The 17,634-nt window shown below is 59.9% G+C and carries 18 protein-coding genes; 12 read left to right on the plus strand and 6 right to left on the minus strand.

The window, feature by feature from the left end:
- The first annotated feature begins 71 nt into the window (after positions 1 to 71).
- On the plus strand, positions 72 to 1,259 hold the full coding sequence (locus J1777_RS09520) for a M20 aminoacylase family protein (RefSeq protein WP_207575498.1): 1,188 nt from the start codon (positions 72 to 74) through the stop codon (positions 1,257 to 1,259).
- A gap of 610 nt (positions 1,260 to 1,869) precedes the next feature.
- On the opposite strand, the gene J1777_RS09525 is transcribed toward J1777_RS09520, so the two are convergent.
- The 4 genes from J1777_RS09525 to J1777_RS09540 form a co-directional block, all read right to left on the minus strand.
- Complete coding sequence (locus J1777_RS09525; protein WP_207575499.1) at positions 1,870 to 2,484, minus strand: ABC transporter ATP-binding protein; 615 nt, start codon at positions 2,482 to 2,484, stop codon at positions 1,870 to 1,872.
- Positions 2,485 to 2,757: 273 nt separating this feature from the next.
- Positions 2,758 to 5,097, minus strand: coding sequence for a DNA topoisomerase IV subunit A (gene parC, locus J1777_RS09530; RefSeq protein WP_207575500.1), 2,340 nt, complete (start codon positions 5,095 to 5,097; stop codon positions 2,758 to 2,760).
- Positions 5,098 to 5,156: 59 nt separating this feature from the next.
- Positions 5,157 to 5,789: a DUF1016 N-terminal domain-containing protein gene (locus tag J1777_RS09535; protein ID WP_207575501.1), complete on the minus strand. Its 633-nt coding sequence runs from the start codon at positions 5,787 to 5,789 to the stop codon at positions 5,157 to 5,159.
- Between the two features lie 64 nt (positions 5,790 to 5,853).
- A complete protein-coding gene (locus tag J1777_RS09540) occupies positions 5,854 to 7,839 on the minus strand; it encodes a DNA topoisomerase IV subunit B (RefSeq protein WP_207575502.1) in 1,986 nt (661 codons plus the stop codon).
- Positions 7,840 to 8,063: 224 nt separating this feature from the next.
- Here J1777_RS09540 and J1777_RS09545 point away from each other — a divergent pair, with 224 nt between their 5' ends.
- Together J1777_RS09545 and J1777_RS09550 are read left to right on the plus strand one after the other, a co-directional pair.
- Complete coding sequence (locus tag J1777_RS09545; protein ID WP_207575503.1) at positions 8,064 to 9,266, plus strand: MFS transporter; 1,203 nt, start codon at positions 8,064 to 8,066, stop codon at positions 9,264 to 9,266.
- On the plus strand, positions 9,263 to 9,430 hold the full coding sequence (locus J1777_RS09550) for a hypothetical protein (protein WP_207575504.1): 168 nt from the start codon (positions 9,263 to 9,265) through the stop codon (positions 9,428 to 9,430). The genes J1777_RS09545 and J1777_RS09550 overlap by 4 nt, the downstream gene beginning before the upstream one ends.
- 92 nt (positions 9,431 to 9,522) lie before the next feature.
- Here the strand turns inward: J1777_RS09550 and lolA are convergent, their stop codons facing one another.
- Together lolA and J1777_RS09560 are read right to left on the minus strand one after the other, a co-directional pair.
- Entirely contained in the window at positions 9,523 to 10,188 is a 666-nt protein-coding gene (gene lolA, locus J1777_RS09555) for an outer membrane lipoprotein periplasmic chaperone LolA (protein WP_207575505.1), read from the minus strand.
- A gap of 9 nt (positions 10,189 to 10,197) precedes the next feature.
- A complete protein-coding gene (locus J1777_RS09560) occupies positions 10,198 to 12,519 on the minus strand; it encodes a DNA translocase FtsK (protein ID WP_207575506.1) in 2,322 nt (773 codons plus the stop codon).
- Between the two features lie 121 nt (positions 12,520 to 12,640).
- On the opposite strand from J1777_RS09560, the gene trxB reads away from it, so the two are divergent.
- From trxB to J1777_RS09605, 9 genes are all read left to right on the plus strand, one after another.
- Entirely contained in the window at positions 12,641 to 13,594 is a 954-nt protein-coding gene (gene trxB / locus J1777_RS09565) for a thioredoxin-disulfide reductase (RefSeq protein WP_207575507.1), read from the plus strand.
- A 48-nt stretch (positions 13,595 to 13,642) separates the two neighbouring features.
- Positions 13,643 to 13,936 carry a BrnT family toxin gene (locus J1777_RS09570; RefSeq protein WP_207575508.1) on the plus strand — a complete coding sequence of 98 codons (294 nt, stop codon included), beginning with the start codon at positions 13,643 to 13,645 and terminating at the stop codon, positions 13,934 to 13,936.
- Positions 13,902 to 14,219 (plus strand): BrnA antitoxin family protein, encoded by a 318-nt coding sequence (locus J1777_RS09575; protein ID WP_207575509.1) that lies wholly within the window; start codon positions 13,902 to 13,904, stop codon positions 14,217 to 14,219. The genes J1777_RS09570 and J1777_RS09575 overlap by 35 nt, the downstream gene beginning before the upstream one ends.
- A 178-nt stretch (positions 14,220 to 14,397) precedes the next feature.
- Positions 14,398 to 14,631 (plus strand): 50S ribosomal protein L28, encoded by a 234-nt coding sequence (gene rpmB, locus J1777_RS09580; RefSeq protein WP_207575510.1) that lies wholly within the window; start codon positions 14,398 to 14,400, stop codon positions 14,629 to 14,631.
- Between the two features lie 29 nt (positions 14,632 to 14,660).
- Positions 14,661 to 14,831 (plus strand): 50S ribosomal protein L33, encoded by a 171-nt coding sequence (gene rpmG / locus J1777_RS09585; protein ID WP_207575511.1) that lies wholly within the window; start codon positions 14,661 to 14,663, stop codon positions 14,829 to 14,831.
- A gap of 161 nt (positions 14,832 to 14,992) precedes the next feature.
- A complete protein-coding gene (locus J1777_RS09590; RefSeq protein ID WP_207575512.1) occupies positions 14,993 to 15,526 on the plus strand; it encodes a GspH/FimT family pseudopilin in 534 nt (177 codons plus the stop codon).
- A gap of 10 nt (positions 15,527 to 15,536) precedes the next feature.
- Entirely contained in the window at positions 15,537 to 16,103 is a 567-nt protein-coding gene (locus J1777_RS09595) for a GspH/FimT family pseudopilin (protein WP_207575513.1), read from the plus strand.
- Complete coding sequence (gene pilV, locus J1777_RS09600) at positions 16,091 to 16,774, plus strand: type IV pilus modification protein PilV (protein ID WP_207575514.1); 684 nt, start codon at positions 16,091 to 16,093, stop codon at positions 16,772 to 16,774. Before J1777_RS09595 ends, pilV begins: the two co-directional genes overlap by 13 nt.
- 77 nt (positions 16,775 to 16,851) lie before the next feature.
- A complete protein-coding gene (locus J1777_RS09605; protein WP_242700481.1) occupies positions 16,852 to 17,625 on the plus strand; it encodes a PilW family protein in 774 nt (257 codons plus the stop codon).
- Positions 17,626 to 17,634: the final 9 nt, after the last annotated feature.

Here is a 17,634-nt window from a genome sequence, read left to right on the forward strand (position 1 = left end):
TTGCCCTTACCGCGTTGTTGCCTGATTCGCACCCATAATGGTTTCTTTGCTGACTGCCCGGATTTTTTGTGATGTCTGCCGCCCTCGCCCCCCACCTGTCCGCCCTGGTGCAACTGCGCCGCGATTTGCACAGCCACCCGGAATTGAGCTACCAAGAAAAGCGCACCGCCAGCCAAGTGGCCGCCTACCTGCACGCCTTGGGGCTGCCCGTACACCAAGGGCTGGGCACCACCGGCCTGGTCGCCAGCATCCACGGCCAGGGTTTTAGCGCCGCGCACCCCGGCCCCAGCGTGGGCCTGCGGGCCGACATGGATGCCCTGCCCCTTGCCGAAGCCACCGGCCTGCCCTACGCCAGCCGCCACCCCGGCAAGATGCACGCCTGCGGCCACGACGGCCACACCGCCATGCTGCTGGGCGCGGCGCACCTGCTGAGCCAACAGCGCAACTTTGCCGGCACCGTGCATTTGATTTTTCAGCCTGCCGAAGAAGGCGGCGCTGGGGCCAAGGCGATGATGGAGGATGGCCTGTTCCAGCGCTTTGCCTGCCAGGCCGTCTTTGCCCTGCACAACTGGCCCGACCTGCCCCAAGGGCAAATGGCCGTGCGCGTTGGCCCCATCATGGCCGCCAACATCCGCTTTGAAATCCGCGTGCGCGGCAAGGGCGGGCACGCCGCACTGCCGCACACCACGCGCGACCCGGTCCCCGTGGCCTGTGCCATCGTCACGCAGTTGCAAACCCTGGTGTCGCGCACCCTCGACCCGGTCGATAGCGCGGTGCTGACCATCGGCAAAATCGAAGCGGGCACGGTAGAAAACATCATCCCCAACGAGGCCGTGCTCTACGGCACCCTGCGCACCCTGCGCGACGACACCCAGGCCACCTTAGTCGCAGGCATCGAGCGCATCGCCCAGCACACCGCCGCAGCGCATGAATGCCAGGCGCTTTACATCCACAAACCCGGCTACCCCAACACCACCAACAGCGCCGCCGAGGCCGCCTTGATGGCGCAGGTGATGGCAGAGGTGGTCGGCCCAGAGAACACCCACCCCAACATCGACCCGGCCATGACCAGCGAGGACTTTGGCTTCATGCTGCAGCAGGTGCCCGGCGCTTATGGCTGGATTGGCAATGGCAAAAATGGCCAGCGCGGCACCAGCCTGCACCATCCGGGCTACGACTTCAACGACGACAACATCGCCCTGGGCGCACGCTTTTGGGACACCCTGGCACGCCGCTGGCTGGAGCAGTCCAGCGCCTGAAGCGGCGCAGCAAGCAAAACAGCCCCAACAGCGCATCCGTCAGAGCGTAGCCCCACGAACAGGCAAGCCGCCTCCCGTCTGACTCACCGCAGTTGTTTGAGCGCAGCGCCCCCAGGGCGCGTAGCGAGTTCTGCGGTGCCAAGCTGCGCAGCACGCCTTCTTTGCGTCCTTTCTTGCGCGGGCAAGAAAGGATGTCGCCTGCCGGGGCGAGACCCGGCCAACGAACAAAAAATCAAACAAGAAAGCAGCTACCGAACGCCAAGCTTGAATACCAAAGAAAAATCACAAAGAAACCCCGAAAATTCAAGCAGTAACAACTATTGAAAAAATAGCATTTAGCCTCTGGCTGCTTCTTTAAATGCTTGCCAATTTTGCTTTCCGTTGGCCGGGTCTCGCCCCGGCAGGCGACTAACTTTCTTGTTCGCACAAGAAAGTCAGCAAAGAAAGCGTGCTGCGCAGCCTGGCACCGCAGAACTCGCTACGCGCCCTAGGGGCGCTGCGCTCAAACAACTGCGGTGAGTCAGACGGGAGGGGGCTTGCCTGTTCGTGGGGCTGCGCTCTGACGGATGCGCTGTTGGGGGGGAATGGCTGCTTCGCTGGCTGCGCCGCATCAGCAGTTGGTGTCGGTGGGCAGCTGCACCACCTCGTCCCACTGCACCCCGGGCAAAGTGTCGTGGTGCGCCACCAGTATCCAGCGGGGACGTTCAGCCTGGGCGATCTGATCGGCCAAGGCATCCAAGGCTTGCCCCAAATATTCAATAGAAGCGCGGTCCAGCCCCGCATCGGGCGCGTCGATCAAAGTGATAGCCGCCCCGCTGGCCAAGGCCGCCGCCTGCCAAAACTTGCGCTGCGTGCCGGTGGAAAGCTGCCACCAGGCTTTTTCCAAATGCGGCTCCAGCGCAAACCCTGCCACGTGCTGCTGCCACGCCGTGCCATCCCAATCGGGCCAGCGTTGCTGCAGGGCAGTGAGCCAATCGGCGACGGGTTGCTGGGGATCGCAATCGGTCAGTGGCACGGCCATGGCCTGCGCCCGGTAGGCCTGGGTGCCGCCTTGCCAATCCCCACACTGCACCTGCCCCGGTGCGGGAGGATTTTGCACCCCGGCCAGCCACGGCAGCAGGCGATGCTTGGCGCTATCGCCCTCGTCCAACAGCAAATGCAGGCCGGGCAGCAAGCGGGTATCGGGGGCCACATCAGGGGGCAAGTGGTGCCAGATCAATTCCATAACACTCCTTTTATAAGAACGTGTTCATGATCTCGAATGAAGGTGTGGGGGATGCGGTTCGGGATGGGTTGCGAGGCGCAAACCACAGCAATAGCTTGGCTATTGCGAGGATTTGCAACGACGCAGACCGCCCGAAGCCGCGCCCGCACACCCATGAGGAGATCGTGAACACGTTCTAAGAGCTGTTACCGCTTTATTTACCTTGTTTTATGGCGTTTTTTATTAAAAAAACCATTAAATTAAAGCGGATCAAGCTCTTGCTATGCATAGTATTTATTCAATCCGTTCGATTTTGACGGGCTTAAACGTCCAGCCCGCCGCCTTGCCTTTGCTGGCGCGTTTGCCGGCGGCGTTGTTCAGACTGCGAATTTCCAGCACCTCCTCGCGCTCTTTGCCGCCTCGGCCTGTGCCGCTGATGCGCACGCTGCGCGTGTAGGCGGCAGCGCCCACCAGGCTGGCCCCATCGGCCAGTTTCATCAGTTGCAGGCCGCGCCCGCCGGTCATGACTTTCAATTCGGCCAAGGGGTAGGTCAGCACCTGGGCATCGCTGCTTAGGCAGGCGATATGGGTGGCGGCCGTGCCATCGGGCGCATCCACCACGCTGGGCAGGCACAGGGTTTCGCCGTCTTGAATGGTGACAAAGGCTTTGCCTGCCTTGTTGCGGGCCACCAGGCTGCTGGCCTCAGCAATAAAACCGTAGCCGCCGCTGCCACTTAGCAGCAAGCGCGTGCTCGCCGCCCCGGCAAAGTAGCTGACGATGTGCGTGCCCGGCTCCAAATCGATCAAGCCCTGAATCGGCACCCCATCGCCGCGCCCACCCGGCAAGGTGGCCACGGCCACGCTGTACACCCGGCCCAGGTTGCCAAAGGCAATCAGCGTATCCACGCTGCGGCAGGCAAAGTGGCCCCACAGGGCATCGCCCGCTTTGAAGCTGAAATTGCTCGGCGCATGGTCGTGGCCCTTCAAGGCGCGCACCCAGCCTTTTTCTGAGATGACCACGGTCACCGGCTCATCGACCACCTTGATCTCGGTGCTCACCCTTTGCGCCTCTTCAATCAGCGTGCGGCGCGGGTCGGCAAAGGTTTTGGCATCGCGCTCCACCTCTTTGATCAACAGGCGCTGCAGGCTTTTGGGATTGGCCAAGATATCGAGCAAACGGCCCTCATCTTCGCGCAATTGCTGCAATTCTTTGTCGATCTTGATCGCTTCCAACCGGGCCAACTGGCGCAGGCGGATTTCCAAAATATCTTCCGCCTGGCGCTCACTCAGGTCAAAGCGGGCCATCAGCGCCGCTTTGGGCTCATCGCTCTCGCGGATGATGGCAATCACCTCGTCAATGTGCAGCAGCACCACCTGCCGCCCTTCCAAGATATGAATCCGCACCTGCACCCGGTCCAGCTGGTGCTGGCTGCGCCGCGTAAGCGTGGTCTGGCGAAAGGCCAGCCATTCTTCCAACATCTGGCGCAGCGATTTTTGCGTGGGTCGGCCATCAATGCCCACCATCGTCAGGTTGATGGGGGCCGAGGTTTCCAGGCTGGTGTGCGCCAAAAGCGTGTTAATAAACTCCTGTTGCGGTGTTTTACTGCTTTTTGGCTCCAAAACCAGGCGCACCAAGGCATCCTTGCTGGATTCATCGCGCACGCCATCCAGCACATTCAGCACCGTGGCCTTGAGCTGTTGCTGCTCTTGCGTGAGTGCCTTTTTGCCAGCCTTCAGCTTGGGGTTGGACAGCTCTTCAATCTCTTCCAACACCTTTTGGCTAGACACCCCCGGCGGCAGCTGCGTCACCACCAACTGCCACTGGCCGCGCGCCAGCTCCTCCACCACCCACCGCGCCCGCACCTTCAGGCTACCGCGCCCGGTGCGGTAGGCGTGCGCAATGTCCTGGGCGCTGCTGATGATCTGGCCGCCGCCGGGGTAATCCGGGCCGGGAATCAGGGCCAACAGCGCCTCGTCGCTCAGTTGCGGGTCTTTGGCCAGCGCCACACAGGCCACGGCCACCTCGCCCAGGTTGTGGCTGGGGATTTCCGTGGCCAGCCCCACAGCAATACCACTGGCCCCATTCAAGAGCGCAAACGGCAGCCGCGCGGGCAGCTGGCGCGGCTCTTGGGTGGAGCCGTCGTAGTTGGGCACAAAGTCCACCGTGCCTTCGTCAATTTCATCGAGCAGCAGCGTGGCAATCTTGGCCAGCCGCGCCTCGGTGTAGCGCATGGCCGCCGCGCCATCGCCATCGCGGCTGCCAAAGTTGCCCTGGCCATCAATCAGCGGATAGCGCTGGTTAAAGTCCTGCGCCAGCCGCACCAGCGCGTCGTAGGCCGACTGGTCGCCGTGCGGGTGAAAGCGGCCCAGCACATCGCCCACGACGCGGGCCGACTTCACCGGCTTGGCCGCCGTGGTGCCCTTAGCGCCGCCATAGCCCAGGCCCATGGCCTGCATGGCGTACAAAATGCGCCGCTGCACCGGCTTCATGCCATCGCACACATCGGGCAGCGCCCGGCCCTTAACGACCGAAAGCGCGTATTCCAGGTACGCCTGCTGGGCGTAGCCGCCCAGGGTCAGGGTGTCGCCCTGCGGGTCCGTGGCTGCAGGCTGGAGGGAAAAAATGTCTGTCATAGTTCAACAAAAAAATAGCTGCTAGCGCTTGTTGCATAAGGGCTAGATGCCAAAAACGTTCAAATATTCGATAAAGAAGAAGGGTGCGCTGCCTCGTCCAGCCCTTGCAACTCGGCTTCAATTTGCTCGATGCTGGGCAGGCTGGTTTGCAAACCGTGGCGCTGGTGCGCGGCAGTCTCAATCTGCATCAGCAAAATATTGCGGCTCCAGCCATGCTCCAGCGCAGCCTGCATATACCAGCGGCGCGTGGCGTGGTCTTTGACCTTGGCCATCAGGACGGCGTGATGCGTCCAGGGCAAGGCCAGAATCAGCTCAGCCGAAAAAAGTGCCACAGCCTGTGGCATTTTTTGCTCGGCCTCTATTTGTGCAGCAGGCTGCTGCACAAATGGCAGTTGCGCGTACTCCCGATAAAACGCCAGCATTTGCTTGATGTTGCGCTCGGAAAACCCCTTCTCCTCCGGCAACTCGTTGTGCAAATCCCGCACCAGCCGGGGAATCACACCCGCACCCCAGCCCTCTTGCTGCTGGCGCTCATGAATGGTCTGGCCGATCCCCCAATACAGGCGGATCAGCTCGGCATTGACCGACAGCATGGCCCGCACCTGGGCTTGGCGCACGCGCTGCTTGATGTCGGCCAGCAGCGAGGCGTAGCCCTGGGATGGGGGTGTGAAGGAAGCGGGTGGATGAGTCATATTTCAAAAACAATAGCTACTCACGCTTTCCTGAAAAGCGTTAGATGCCAAAAACACTAAAAATTTACACATCCACCGCTACCGCATCGCCATGCAGCTCCATCAGCTCGCGGCGGGCGGCGGCTTCGCCTTTGCCCATGAGCTGGGTCATGACGTTGGCGGTGGCGGCAAAGTCCAGTGCGCCCAGTTGCACTTGTTGCAGGCGGCGGGTGTCGGGGTTGAGGGTGGTGTCCCACAGCTGTTCGGCGTTCATCTCGCCCAGGCCTTTGAAGCGGCTGATTTGGCATTTTTCGCGCGCCACGCCTTCTTTGGCGGCTTTGTCCAGGATGGCTTGCAGCTCGCCCTCGTCCAGGGCGTAGAGTTTGGCGGCGGGCTTTTTGCCACGGGCGGGAATATCGACGCGAAACAGCGGTGGGCGGGCGACGTAGATGTGCCCGGCATCGACCAGCTTGGGGAAGTGGCGGAAGAACAAGGTGAGCAGCAGCACCTGGATGTGGGCCCCGTCCACGTCGGCATCGCTCAGGATGCAGACTTTGCCGTAGCGCAGGCCGGACAAATCGGGGCTGTCGTTCGGGCCGTGGGGATCAACGCCAATGGCCACCGAGATGTCATGCACTTCATTGTTTTTAAATAAAAAGTCGCGCTCTACCTCCCAGGTGTTGAGCACTTTGCCGCGCAGGGGCAGGATGGCCTGGGTTTCTTTGTCGCGGCCCATTTTGGCGCTGCCACCGGCGCTGTCGCCCTCGACCAGAAAGACTTCGTTGTGGGCGATGTCGCGGCTTTCGCAGTCGGTTAGCTTGCCGGGCAGCACGGCTACGCCGCTGCCTTTGCGCTTTTCCACCTTTTGGCCCGCTTTTTGGCGCTGCTGGGCGGCTTTGATGGCCAGTTCGGCCAGCTTTTTGCCGTGTTCGATGTTGGCGTTGAGCCACAGCTCCAGCGTCGGTTTGACAAAGCTGGAGACCAGGCGCACGGCATCGCGGCTGTTGAGTTTTTCTTTGACCTGGCCCTGAAATTGCGGGTCAAGCACCTTGGCCGAGAGCACAAAGCTGGCGCGGGCAAACACATCGTCGGGCATGAGCTTGACCCCCTTGGGCAGCAGGCTGTGCAGTTCGATGAAGTTTTTCACGGCCTGGAACAAGCCATCGCGCAGGCCGCTTTCGTGCGTGCCACCGGCCACGGTGGGGATCAGATTGACATAGCTTTCGCGCAGCACGGCCCCCTGTTCAGTAAAGGCCAGGCACCACGCCGCGCCTTCGCCCTGGGCGAAGCTGTCGTCCTGGGCATCGGCAAAGCCTGCGCCTTCGAGCAGGGGCAGCAGGGGGTCGGTGGCCAGCGATTGTTCTAAATAGTCTTTCAGGCCGCCCTTGTATTGCCAGGTTTGGGTGTCACGGGTTTTTTCATTGGCCAGGGTGACGCTTACGCCCGGCATGAGCACGGCCTTGGAGCGCAGCAGGTGGACCAGCTCGCCCAGCGGCAGGTGGGGGCTGTCAAAGTAGCGCGCATCGGGCCAGGCGCGCACTGTTGTTCCCTGTTTGCGCTCGCCACTTTGCAGGGGTCGGCGCTGCAGGGGCTGCACCACATCGCCACCGGCAAAGACCAAATGGGCGGCTTCGCCCTCGCGGTACACGGTCACTTCCAGGCGGGTGGAGAGCGCATTGGTCACGCTCACGCCCACGCCGTGCAGGCCGCCGGAGAAGCTGTATGCGCCGCCGCTGCCTTTGTCGAACTTGCCGCCCGCGTGCAGGCGGGTGAAGACCAGCTCGACGACGGGGGCGTTTTCTTCCGGGTGCAGGCCAAAGGGGATGCCGCGCCCGTCATCCTCGACGCTGACCGAGCCATCGTCGTGCAAGGTGACGCGGATTTTTTTGCCAAATCCGGCCAGGGCTTCGTCGGCGGCGTTGTCGATCACCTCCTGCACGATGTGCAGCGGGTTGTCGGTGCGGGTGTACATGCCCGGGCGCTGCTTGACGGGCTCAAGCCCTTTGAGCACGCGGATGGAGCGTTCGGAATAAGCGGAAGAAGACGACAAAGTGGGGGTGGTATCAGCCATAGCGGCGCAAATTGTAGTGGCCGCACGGCAGTCGCCCGAAAAGACTGTATGAAAAAACAGTTTCAAACAAGATGCGAGGCTTGCCACTTTACGTTTAGGTAAATTAAGGGAAAGCAACCTCGGTGACTGCTGTGCCGCGTGGTTTTCGCTACATTCCCAGCCTTATGCAAAAAAGCAATATAGATACTTCTTCCGCCTCCGCGTCCGCCGTTCAGCGACTGCCCATGCTGCAGGTGCTGTTGTGTGCGGGCATGGTGGTGACGCTGTCCATGGGCATTCGCCACGGTTTTGGCCTGTGGCTGCAGCCCATTACCCAAGACATGGGCTGGAGCCGCGAATCCTTCTCCCTGGCGATTGCAGTGCAAAACATGGCCTGGGGCATTTTGGGGATTTTTGTTGGCATCTTGGCCGACCGCTGGGGTGCATTCAAAATTTTGATAGCTGGAGCCGCGCTCTACGCCTTGGGTTTGGCCGGAATGGCCTTGGCACCCACCACTTGGTTGTTTATTTTGAGCACGGGCCTGGTCATTGGCGCGGCGCAATCGGGCACGACCTATGCCGTGGTGTATGGCGTGCTGGGCCGGCAAATCCCCGCCGCGCGGCGCAGCTGGGCCATGGGCCTGACGGCGGCGGCAGGCTCTTTCGGGCAATTTTTTATGGTGCCGGTAGAAGGGGCGCTGATTGCCCAGCTGGGCTGGAGCAATGCCTTGCTGGCCCTGGCCCTGGTGGTCTTGCTGATCGGCGTGTTGGCCTTTGGCCTGCGCGAGCCGGGCTTTGGCAAAGGGCAAGCACTGGCACCGCGCACCCAATCGGTGCGCGAGGCGCTGAAAGAGGCCCTGGGCCATTCCAGCTTTGTGTTTTTGACGCTGGGTTACTTTGTCTGCGGCTTTCAGGTCATGTTCATTGGCGTACACATGCCCAGCTATTTGAAAGACTTTGGCATGGCCCCGCAGGTGGCCAGTTACAGCCTGGCGTTGATTGGGCTGTTCAATATCTTTGGCACCTATATCGCCGGTAACCTGGGCCAGCAACTGCCTAAACAGTATTTGCTGTCGGGCATTTACGGGCTGCGGGCGCTGGCCACGGTGCTGTTTTTGCTGGCCCCGCTGTCGCCGTGGTCGGTGTACGCCTATGCGGCGGTGATGGGGTTTTTATGGCTTTCGACTGTGCCGCTGACCAACGGCATCTTGGCGCAGATTTTTGGCGTGCAGCATTTGTCCATGCTGGGCGGCATCACCTTCTTTAGCCACCAGCTGGGCAGCTTTATGGGCATTTGGTTGGGCGGCTACCTGTACGACAGCCAAGGCAATTACGACATGCTTTGGTACCTGATGATTGTGCTGGGCGTGGCCGGTGCCTTGATTAATTTACCGGTGCGCGAAACGGCCATTGCCCGCCCCGCACTGGCAACCACCCCAAAGGCATGACGACCGAACCCACCACCCCCACATCTGCGCCCCAGCGCCGCCCGATTTGGCAGCGGGCCTTGGCATGGCTGGTGGTTGCGCTGGTCTTGCTGGCCGTGTTTGGCCTGTACTTGGACCCCGATTTCATGCTCACCATCGCCGAGCAAACTTGGGCCTGTTTTTAAACCATTGCAAATAGCTGCACCCGCTGAAAAACAAAAGGATTTCGATTAGATTCAACCGAAATCCTTTGTAAATAAAGCGCAAGACGCTATTTTTATTGATCCAGCACACTCACCCCCGCCGGGGTTTGAAAGTGAAAACTGCCCGCTGGCAAACCAGGGGACAGCGCCATCTGGGTAAAGCGCAGCAGCGATTGCTGGCCAAAGCTGTCGTTAATCTGCAGCGCGGCCAATGCCCCTTCCGGGGTGAAACCTACGCGCAGCTGCTGAATCTGGCCATCCTGGTTTTTCGGCGTGGCTTGCACCCATTGCAGGCCCTCGGGGTCGGGCTGGGCACTGGCCTGCGCAGCCAAATCAAAATCTTTGCGCAAAGCGGCCATGTCTTGCACGCTGGTCAGCAATGCCGCTGGGGTGCCAGCCAGGGCATCGCCTTGTGGGCGGCGGGTGACTTGCTCTAAATCTTCGTCGTACAACCACAGTGTTTGTCCATCGGCAACGATGGTTTGGGCAAAGGGCTGGGTATAGACAAACTTGAACTGCCCCGGCCGCTGAAAGCTAAAGCTGCCGCTGCTGGACTGCACACGCGGTGCTTGGCCAGCTTTGGCGGGGCTGGTCACCGTTTGGGTGAATTGGGCGGTGCCGGCTTTGGCCTGGCGCACAAATGCCTCTAGGCTGGCCAAGCCATCGGCCCATGCAGGCGCTGCCAGGCCAGGGGTGGCCAACAGGGCCAGCACGGCCCATTTTCGGATATGTTGTTGCATCAATCACCTTTATTCGCCCCGGGCGGGCACCAGTACGTCGCGTTTGCCGCTGGAGGTCAGCGCACTGACCAAACCGGCTTTTTCCATTTGCTCCAGCAGGTTGGCCGAGCGGTTGTAGCCAATGCCCAGCTTGCGCTGCACATACGAGATGCTGGCCTTGCGGTCTTGCAGCACCACTTGCACGGCCTGGTCGTACATGGGGTCTTGCTCGGCACCACTGCCGCTGCCACCTTCGCCCAATTCACTGCCCAGGCCATCCTCGCCGGTGCTGCTATCGAGCACGCCATCCACGTAGTCCGGCTCGCCCTGCTGCTTTAAGTAGGCTACAACGCGGTGTACCTCATCGTCGCTGACAAAGGCCCCATGCACCCGCACCGGCAGGCCCGTGCCGCTGGCCATGTAGAGCATGTCGCCCATGCCCAGCAAGGCCTCGGCCCCCATTTGGTCAAGAATGGTGCGGCTATCCACCCTGGTGCTGACCTGAAACGCAATGCGCGTAGGAATATTGGCCTTGATCAGCCCGGTAATCACATCCACGCTGGGGCGCTGGGTGGCCAAAATCAAATGGATGCCCGCAGCCCGCGCCTTTTGCGCCAGGCGGGCAATCAGCTCTTCAATCTTTTTGCCAACGACCATCATCAAATCGGCCAACTCGTCAATGACGATGACAATGTGCGGCAGGCGCTGCAAGGGCTCGGGCTGCTCGGGGGTCAGGCTAAACGGGTTGCCAATGCTTTCCTCGCGGGCGCAGGCTTCGTCAATCTTGGCGTTGTACCCAGCCAAATTGCGCACGCCCAGCTTGCTCATCAGTTTGTAGCGCTTTTCCATTTCAGCCACGCACCAGTTCAGGCCGTTGGCTGCTTGCTTCATATCGGTGACCACTGGGGCCAGCAGGTGCGGAATGCCTTCATAAACGGACATTTCCAGCATCTTGGGGTCAATCATCAGCAGGCGCACATCCTTGGCTTCTGCCTTGTAGAGCAGCGACAAAATCATGGCGTTGATCCCCACCGACTTGCCCGAGCCGGTCGTGCCCGCCACCAACACGTGCGGCATCTTGGCCAGGTCGGCCACCACGGGTTTACCCTCAATATCCTTGCCCAGGCCCATGGTCAGCAGGCTTTTGCTCTGGTGGTAAATCTGCGAGCCCAGCACTTCCGACAACTTGATGGTCTGCCGCCGCACATTGGGCAGCTCCAGCGCCATGGTGTTTTTGCCCGGAATGGTTTCAATCACACGAATCGACACCAAACTCAAGCTGCGGGCCAAATCCTTGGCCAAATTGACCACTTGGGAGCCTTTGACCCCGGTCGCCGGCTCCACCTCGTAGCGGGTCACCACCGGCCCCGGCGTGGCCTGCACCACCACGACATCTACGCCAAAGTCTTTGAGCTTTTTCTCAATCAAGCGGCTGGTCATCTCCAGCGTTTCGGGGGCAACGGTTTCTTGCTGGGCGGGCGGCGCATCGAGCAAATTCACTTGGGGCAAGCCTTCGGACAGCGCGGCATGGCTGTCGATAAACAAAGGCTTCTGGCGCTCTTTCAGCACCCGTTCACTGGGGGCAATCGCCACAGGGGCCGGCGCAATCACCACCGGCTCATGCTGCGCCGGGGCATCGTGCTGCACATCTTGGGCACGCTGGCGGGCGGCTTGTTTTCCCTTGGCAATATCGCGCCCCTGCTCCCGCCACGCTTGAATTTTGGGCCAGAGTTTGTCCAACTGCGTGCCCAAACCTTGGGCCACACTGCCCCAAGAAAAATTAAAAACCCACCCCACCGCCACGACGATGCACAAGATGCCCACCACCCCTGAGCCCGTAAAGCCCAGCCAGCGCATCCCACCCACGCCCAACATATACCCCAGCACCCCACCAGCGTGACCGGGCAAGGCCTCTTCAAAGCGGTAAAGGCGGCTCCATTCCAACGCGCAGCTGGCCCCCAGCAAGAGCAAGGTGCCCAGCCAAAAACTCAAACGCTGGCCCAGTGAAGGGATAAAAATGCCCGCGCCCGCAATCCAGCGCCGAAATGAGCGCAACCACACAAAAATCGCAATCGCCCACAGCCACCAGACCGAAAAGCCAAAACCAAAATACGCGGCATCCGACAAAATCGCGCCCAGCCGCCCCATCCAGTTGTGCGGCAAAACGGTGTCCGAAGCACCCGACGTGGACCACGCCGGATCCAGCAAAGAATGGCTGGCCATGGCCGCCAGGCCAAACATCAGCACCAACAGGCCTGTGAGCAAGCACATCTCATGGCCAAACCGCGCCAAACCCAATCGAGACGGCGTACCAGCCAGTGCAGCGGCTGAAGAAGAAGAGGAAGCTTTCATACGAGGGCGAAAGCTTACCCCAGGGGCAGCCAAGCTTGCCCAAGCTTTCTACAATCAACCGTTTCAAAGCGTATGCAAAACATATAACGCCCCTCCTTCCACCTCACTACGGATCACAGTTATGAGCACACCCCAACACGCCAAGGTTTTAATTTTGGGCTCCGGCCCGGCCGGCTACACCGCCGCCATCTACGCTGCGCGTGCCAACCTGCAGCCCGTGCTCATCACCGGCATGGCCCAGGGTGGGCAGCTGACCACCACCACCGAGGTCGATAACTGGCCCGCCGATGTCCATGGCGTGCAGGGCCCCGAGCTGATGCAGCGCTTTTTAGAGCACGCCCAGCGCTTTGAGGCTGAAATCGTGTTCGACCACATCAATCAGGTTGATTTCTCTCAGCGCCCCTTCACCCTGACCGGCGACAGCGGCACCTACACCTGCGACAGCCTGATCATTGCCACCGGCGCATCGGCCAAATACCTGGGCCTGCCCTCAGAAACAGAATTCATGGGCCGGGGCGTTTCCGGCTGTGCCACCTGCGATGGCTTTTTCTACCGCGACCAGCCCGTCTGCGTGGTCGGCGGCGGCAACACGGCGGTGGAAGAAGCCTTGTACCTGTCCAACATCGCCAGCACGGTCACCCTCATTCACCGCCGTGACAAATTTACCGCCGAACCCATCCTGGTCGATAAGCTGATGGCCAAAGTGCAAGAAGGAAAAATCATCCTCAAAACCCACTTCACCCTGCAGCAAGTACTGGGCGAAGCCAGCGGTGTCACCGGCGTGCGCATCCAAAGCACGCAAGACGGCCACACCGAAGACATCGCCCTGCAAGGCTGCTTCATTGCCATCGGCCACGCACCCAACACCGACATCTTCAAGGGCCAACTAGAGATGGATGGCGGCTACATCGTCACCCACAGTGGCCGCAAAGGCTTTGCCACGCAAACCAGCGTGCCCGGCATCTTTGCCGCCGGCGATGTGCAAGACAACATCTACCGCCAAGCCATCACCAGCGCCGGTACCGGCTGCATGGCGGCACTGGATGCCCAGCGGTTTTTGGAACAGCAGGAATAAAACCAACTACGCCGGAAGCAATATACGTATATACAATATCCACCAACCATGATCTATGAATGGGACGAGGCCAAGCGCCTTGCCAATCTAAAAAAGCACGGTATTGATTTTCTAGATGCCGACTTGGTCATGGAAAGTGAATTTGTCTGGATCGTGGACAGTTCACGCAATAGCGAGCCACGCTATCAGGCGCTGGCCTATGTTTTTGACGTACTGATGGTGCTCTCAGTGGCCTTCGTCGAGCGCGATACCCAATGCCGCATCATCAGCTTCCGGCCTGCACACGCAGAAGAAAGGAGTGCTTACTATGACTGGCTTGAAAACGACTACCCTGACCAGTGAGCAAATCCACCAGGCTCGGGCACAGGGCCAATCGGCAAGCAATTGGCAGCAAGTGCGTCAAGCGCTGCATAGCCAAGACCCACAAGCCGAAGCACAAACCCAAGCCATTGCTCAGCTGATCGAACGCAAACGTGGCCGCCCCGTCCAGGGCGAGCCCAAAACAGCGATCTCCCTGCGTGTTCCCAACTCTGTCCTGGCTGCATTCAAGCAAACCGGCCCTGGTTGGCAAACACGCATGACAGATGCATTGCAAGAGTGGCTACGCACCCACCAGCTCACATAAGCACCTGAATCAAACTCCCCGCCAATAGAAACCAAAGCCGCGCTATAATGCGCGGCTTTGCTGCTTTTGCCCCAAGCTTGGGCAGCATGGGTTTACCGCCACCCAGAACCACAATGGCGAGGTGAGGCAGTCAGCACCCTATGCTGGCCGCTGTAAAACTTGAATCGGAGTGTCCTCAATGGCACGCGTATGCGAAGTAACAGGCAAAAAGCCTGCGGTGGGTCACAAAGTTTCCCACTCCAACATCAAAACCAAACGCCGCTTTCTGCCCAACCTGCAGTACAAGCGCTTCTGGGTCGAAAGCGAAAACCGCTGGGTGCGTCTGCGCGTCTCCAGCGCCGCCCTGCGTCTGATCGACAAGAACGGCATCGACACCGTTCTGGCCGACATGCGTGCCCGTGGCCAAGCTTAATTTCTAGCTAATCTCAAGGAGAAATACTCATGGCTACCAAAGGCGGACGCGAAAAAATCAAACTGGTCTCCACTGCTGACACCGGTCACTTCTACACCACCACCAAGAACAAAAAGACAATGCCTGAAAAGATGTTGATCATGAAGTTCGACCCCAAAGCTCGCAAACACGTCGAGTACAAAGAAGCCAAGATCAAGTAAGCAATTACCGATCAACACCTTCAAAAAAACCGCCACGGTGCAAACCATGGCGGTTTTTCTTTTGTCGCGTTTAAACGTCTCCTTGCCACTCATCCCGCACCACTCACCGCTCATCCTGCCCCAGCAACCACCGCGGCAACAGCCCCCTACATTCAACCCAAATGTTGAAATACCCTGTGCTCCCTCTCAAACAACATGGCTTCACCCTCATTGAACTGATGGTGACTGTCTCCATTCTGGCCGTCATTGCCATGATTGCCGCCCCCAGCTTCACCCCTTTAATAGAACGCTGGCGCGTGCGCAGCGCAGCCGAAGCGCTGCAATCAACCATCTACTACGCCCGCTCTGAAGCCATCAAACGTGGCGGCGGCATCACCATTAGTGCCATCGACGATGACTGGGCCAACGGCTGGGAAGTCCATGGCATTGATGCCGATGGCGACGATGAACTGCTGCAAACCAGCGGCGCATCCACCAGCCTGGCCATCAGCGAAGAAAGCGATGCCACCGAACTGGCACTGGACCGCTGGGGCACCATCACCCCGGTCACCGATTTTTTGCTGACTCCCGCCAACAAGGATGAAAACGCTGCCAGCGCTACCCGTGTCTGCATTAGCGGCAGTGGACTTATCCGGCACTTACCGGGCAGCGAGGAGTGCAACCCATCTACCCCCGATCCCGATCCTGACCCCTAAAGGACACGCCATGCACCGCATCCAGCACCTCCATCCACGCCATAGTTTGGGTTTTACCTTGATTGAACTCATGGTCGCCGTGAGCGTGCTGGGGGTGCTGCTGGCGATTGCGCTGCCCAGCTTTCAGCCACTGATAGAGCGCTGGCGGGTGCGACAGGTGGAAAGCAACCTGGAAGCCAGCCTGCAATTTGCCCGCTCTGAAGCCATCAAACGCGGTGGCCACATCATCATGCAAAAAATCACCACCAACACCAACGGCTGCACCGCTCCCAGCGCCCAGCGCGAATGGGACTGTGGCTGGTTCATCTGCGCCGACACCAACCGCAACAACAGCTGCGCCGCCAGCGAACCGGTGCTGCTGCGTTACGACAGCCCCAACCGCACCCAGATTTCACGCACCGGGGGCAACAACCGCATCATTTTCAACCGCTATGGCCTGGTAGCGGGCACTTACGTCGGCTTCAACCTCGTCCCACACAACCAAAGCATCAGCCACCCCGCCACACGCGGACTGTGCATGAGCTCTGGGGGGCGCATACGCACTGTTAAATCAGAGGAAGTTCCATGCAAAGGATAAACCGCCCACACCCCACCACCACGCACCGCCGGCAACGCGGCATTACCTTGATTGAATCGCTGGTGGCCTTGGTCATTTCGGTGCTCGGCATCATCGGCATTCTGGGCATGCAAATGCGCACCCTGGTCGATTCTCAAACCGCCACGCGTCGCGCCCAGGCCGTTCGCCTGATTGAAGACTTCAGCGAACGGCTGCGCGTACAGCCCAACGCTTTGGTCAGCCTGGGCAACTACATCGACCTATTAAGTGACGATATCGTCTCTGACTTCGACGATGAACCAGACCCCGATGGCTGCACTGATAGCAACAGCCCTTGCACCCCCGCTGCCTTGTTCACCCGCGACCTAGGGGTGTGGAAACAAAACGTTGCCAACACCCTGCCCTTGGGCCAAGCCAGCATTTTTGTTGCGCCCTGGGACGCTGGTAGTACTGCGGCCAGCCAAATCGGCATCATGGTCAGTTGGCGGGCCAATGAAGCAGAAGGTCTAGACACTGACGATATTGATGCAACCCAAGTCCGTGCCGCCGATGGGACTTTCTCCGCTGGCACCGACACAGACGTTGCCGTCTGCCCCGATGGGCGCATCTGCCACCTGCAATACATCACGGTAGCCGCCCGCTGTGTTCGCAGCCAAGACGACAGCAAAATTTACTGCCCAGGGAGCAAATAATGGCATTGCACACACACCGCTATATAAAAAAAATAGCTACTAGCGCTTACCCAACAAGGGATAAAGAGCAAAAACACTTGAAATTCCAGGCCGGCCTGACACTGATTGAGCTCATGATTGGCCTTGCCGTTGGTCTGCTTGTGGTCGCCGTGGCCACGGTCTCGCTGCTGGGCTCGCGCAGCGTGACCGGGGCCGTCAGCGATATCAGTGGCATCCAGCAGCAAGCCGCCTACGTTATGCGCACCTTTGGCACCCAATTGCGCCAGGCTGGCTCGCTCTACCTTGATTTGGGCCTGGATGCTGACGGTGATGGCGAGATCACCTCCGCCACTGCCTTCCAGCTGCGTGGCAGCACCGACACAGCCATCGCCGAAAACAATGGCAGCGTCACCATTCGTTTCACCGGCTACGAAGAACCCACTTTTGCCAATGCTGGCCCCATCTCCCGCAACTGTCTGGGCGCTCCTGGAAGCATCCCTGCCGGAACGACTACCTCTATCGAGAGCATCTTTACCCTCAATGGCACAGATTTGCGCTGCAACGACCAACCCATTGCCCAAAACGTCGCTGCTTTCCAAGTGCGCTACCTGCTACAAGGCACCGATCAAGATGACCCCACCATGCTCTACACCAACAGTGCAGGCGTAGCAGACTGGAACCGGGTTCAAGGTGTAGAAGTCTGCCTGGTGCTGTTTGGCACCGAACGTATCGACCTGCCCGAAGGTGCCAGCTACACCGGCTGCGACGGCAGCACCGCTGTGAACATCACCACCCTGGCCGCTCCACGCACCAACCGGATGCACTACGTGTTTCGCAATGTCTTCCAACTGCGCAGCCAAGGGCTGATTTAAAGGTGAAAG

It is taken from the genome of Comamonas denitrificans (assembly GCF_017368815.1).
In the GTDB taxonomy this organism is placed as follows: domain Bacteria; phylum Pseudomonadota; class Gammaproteobacteria; order Burkholderiales; family Burkholderiaceae_C; genus Comamonas; species Comamonas denitrificans.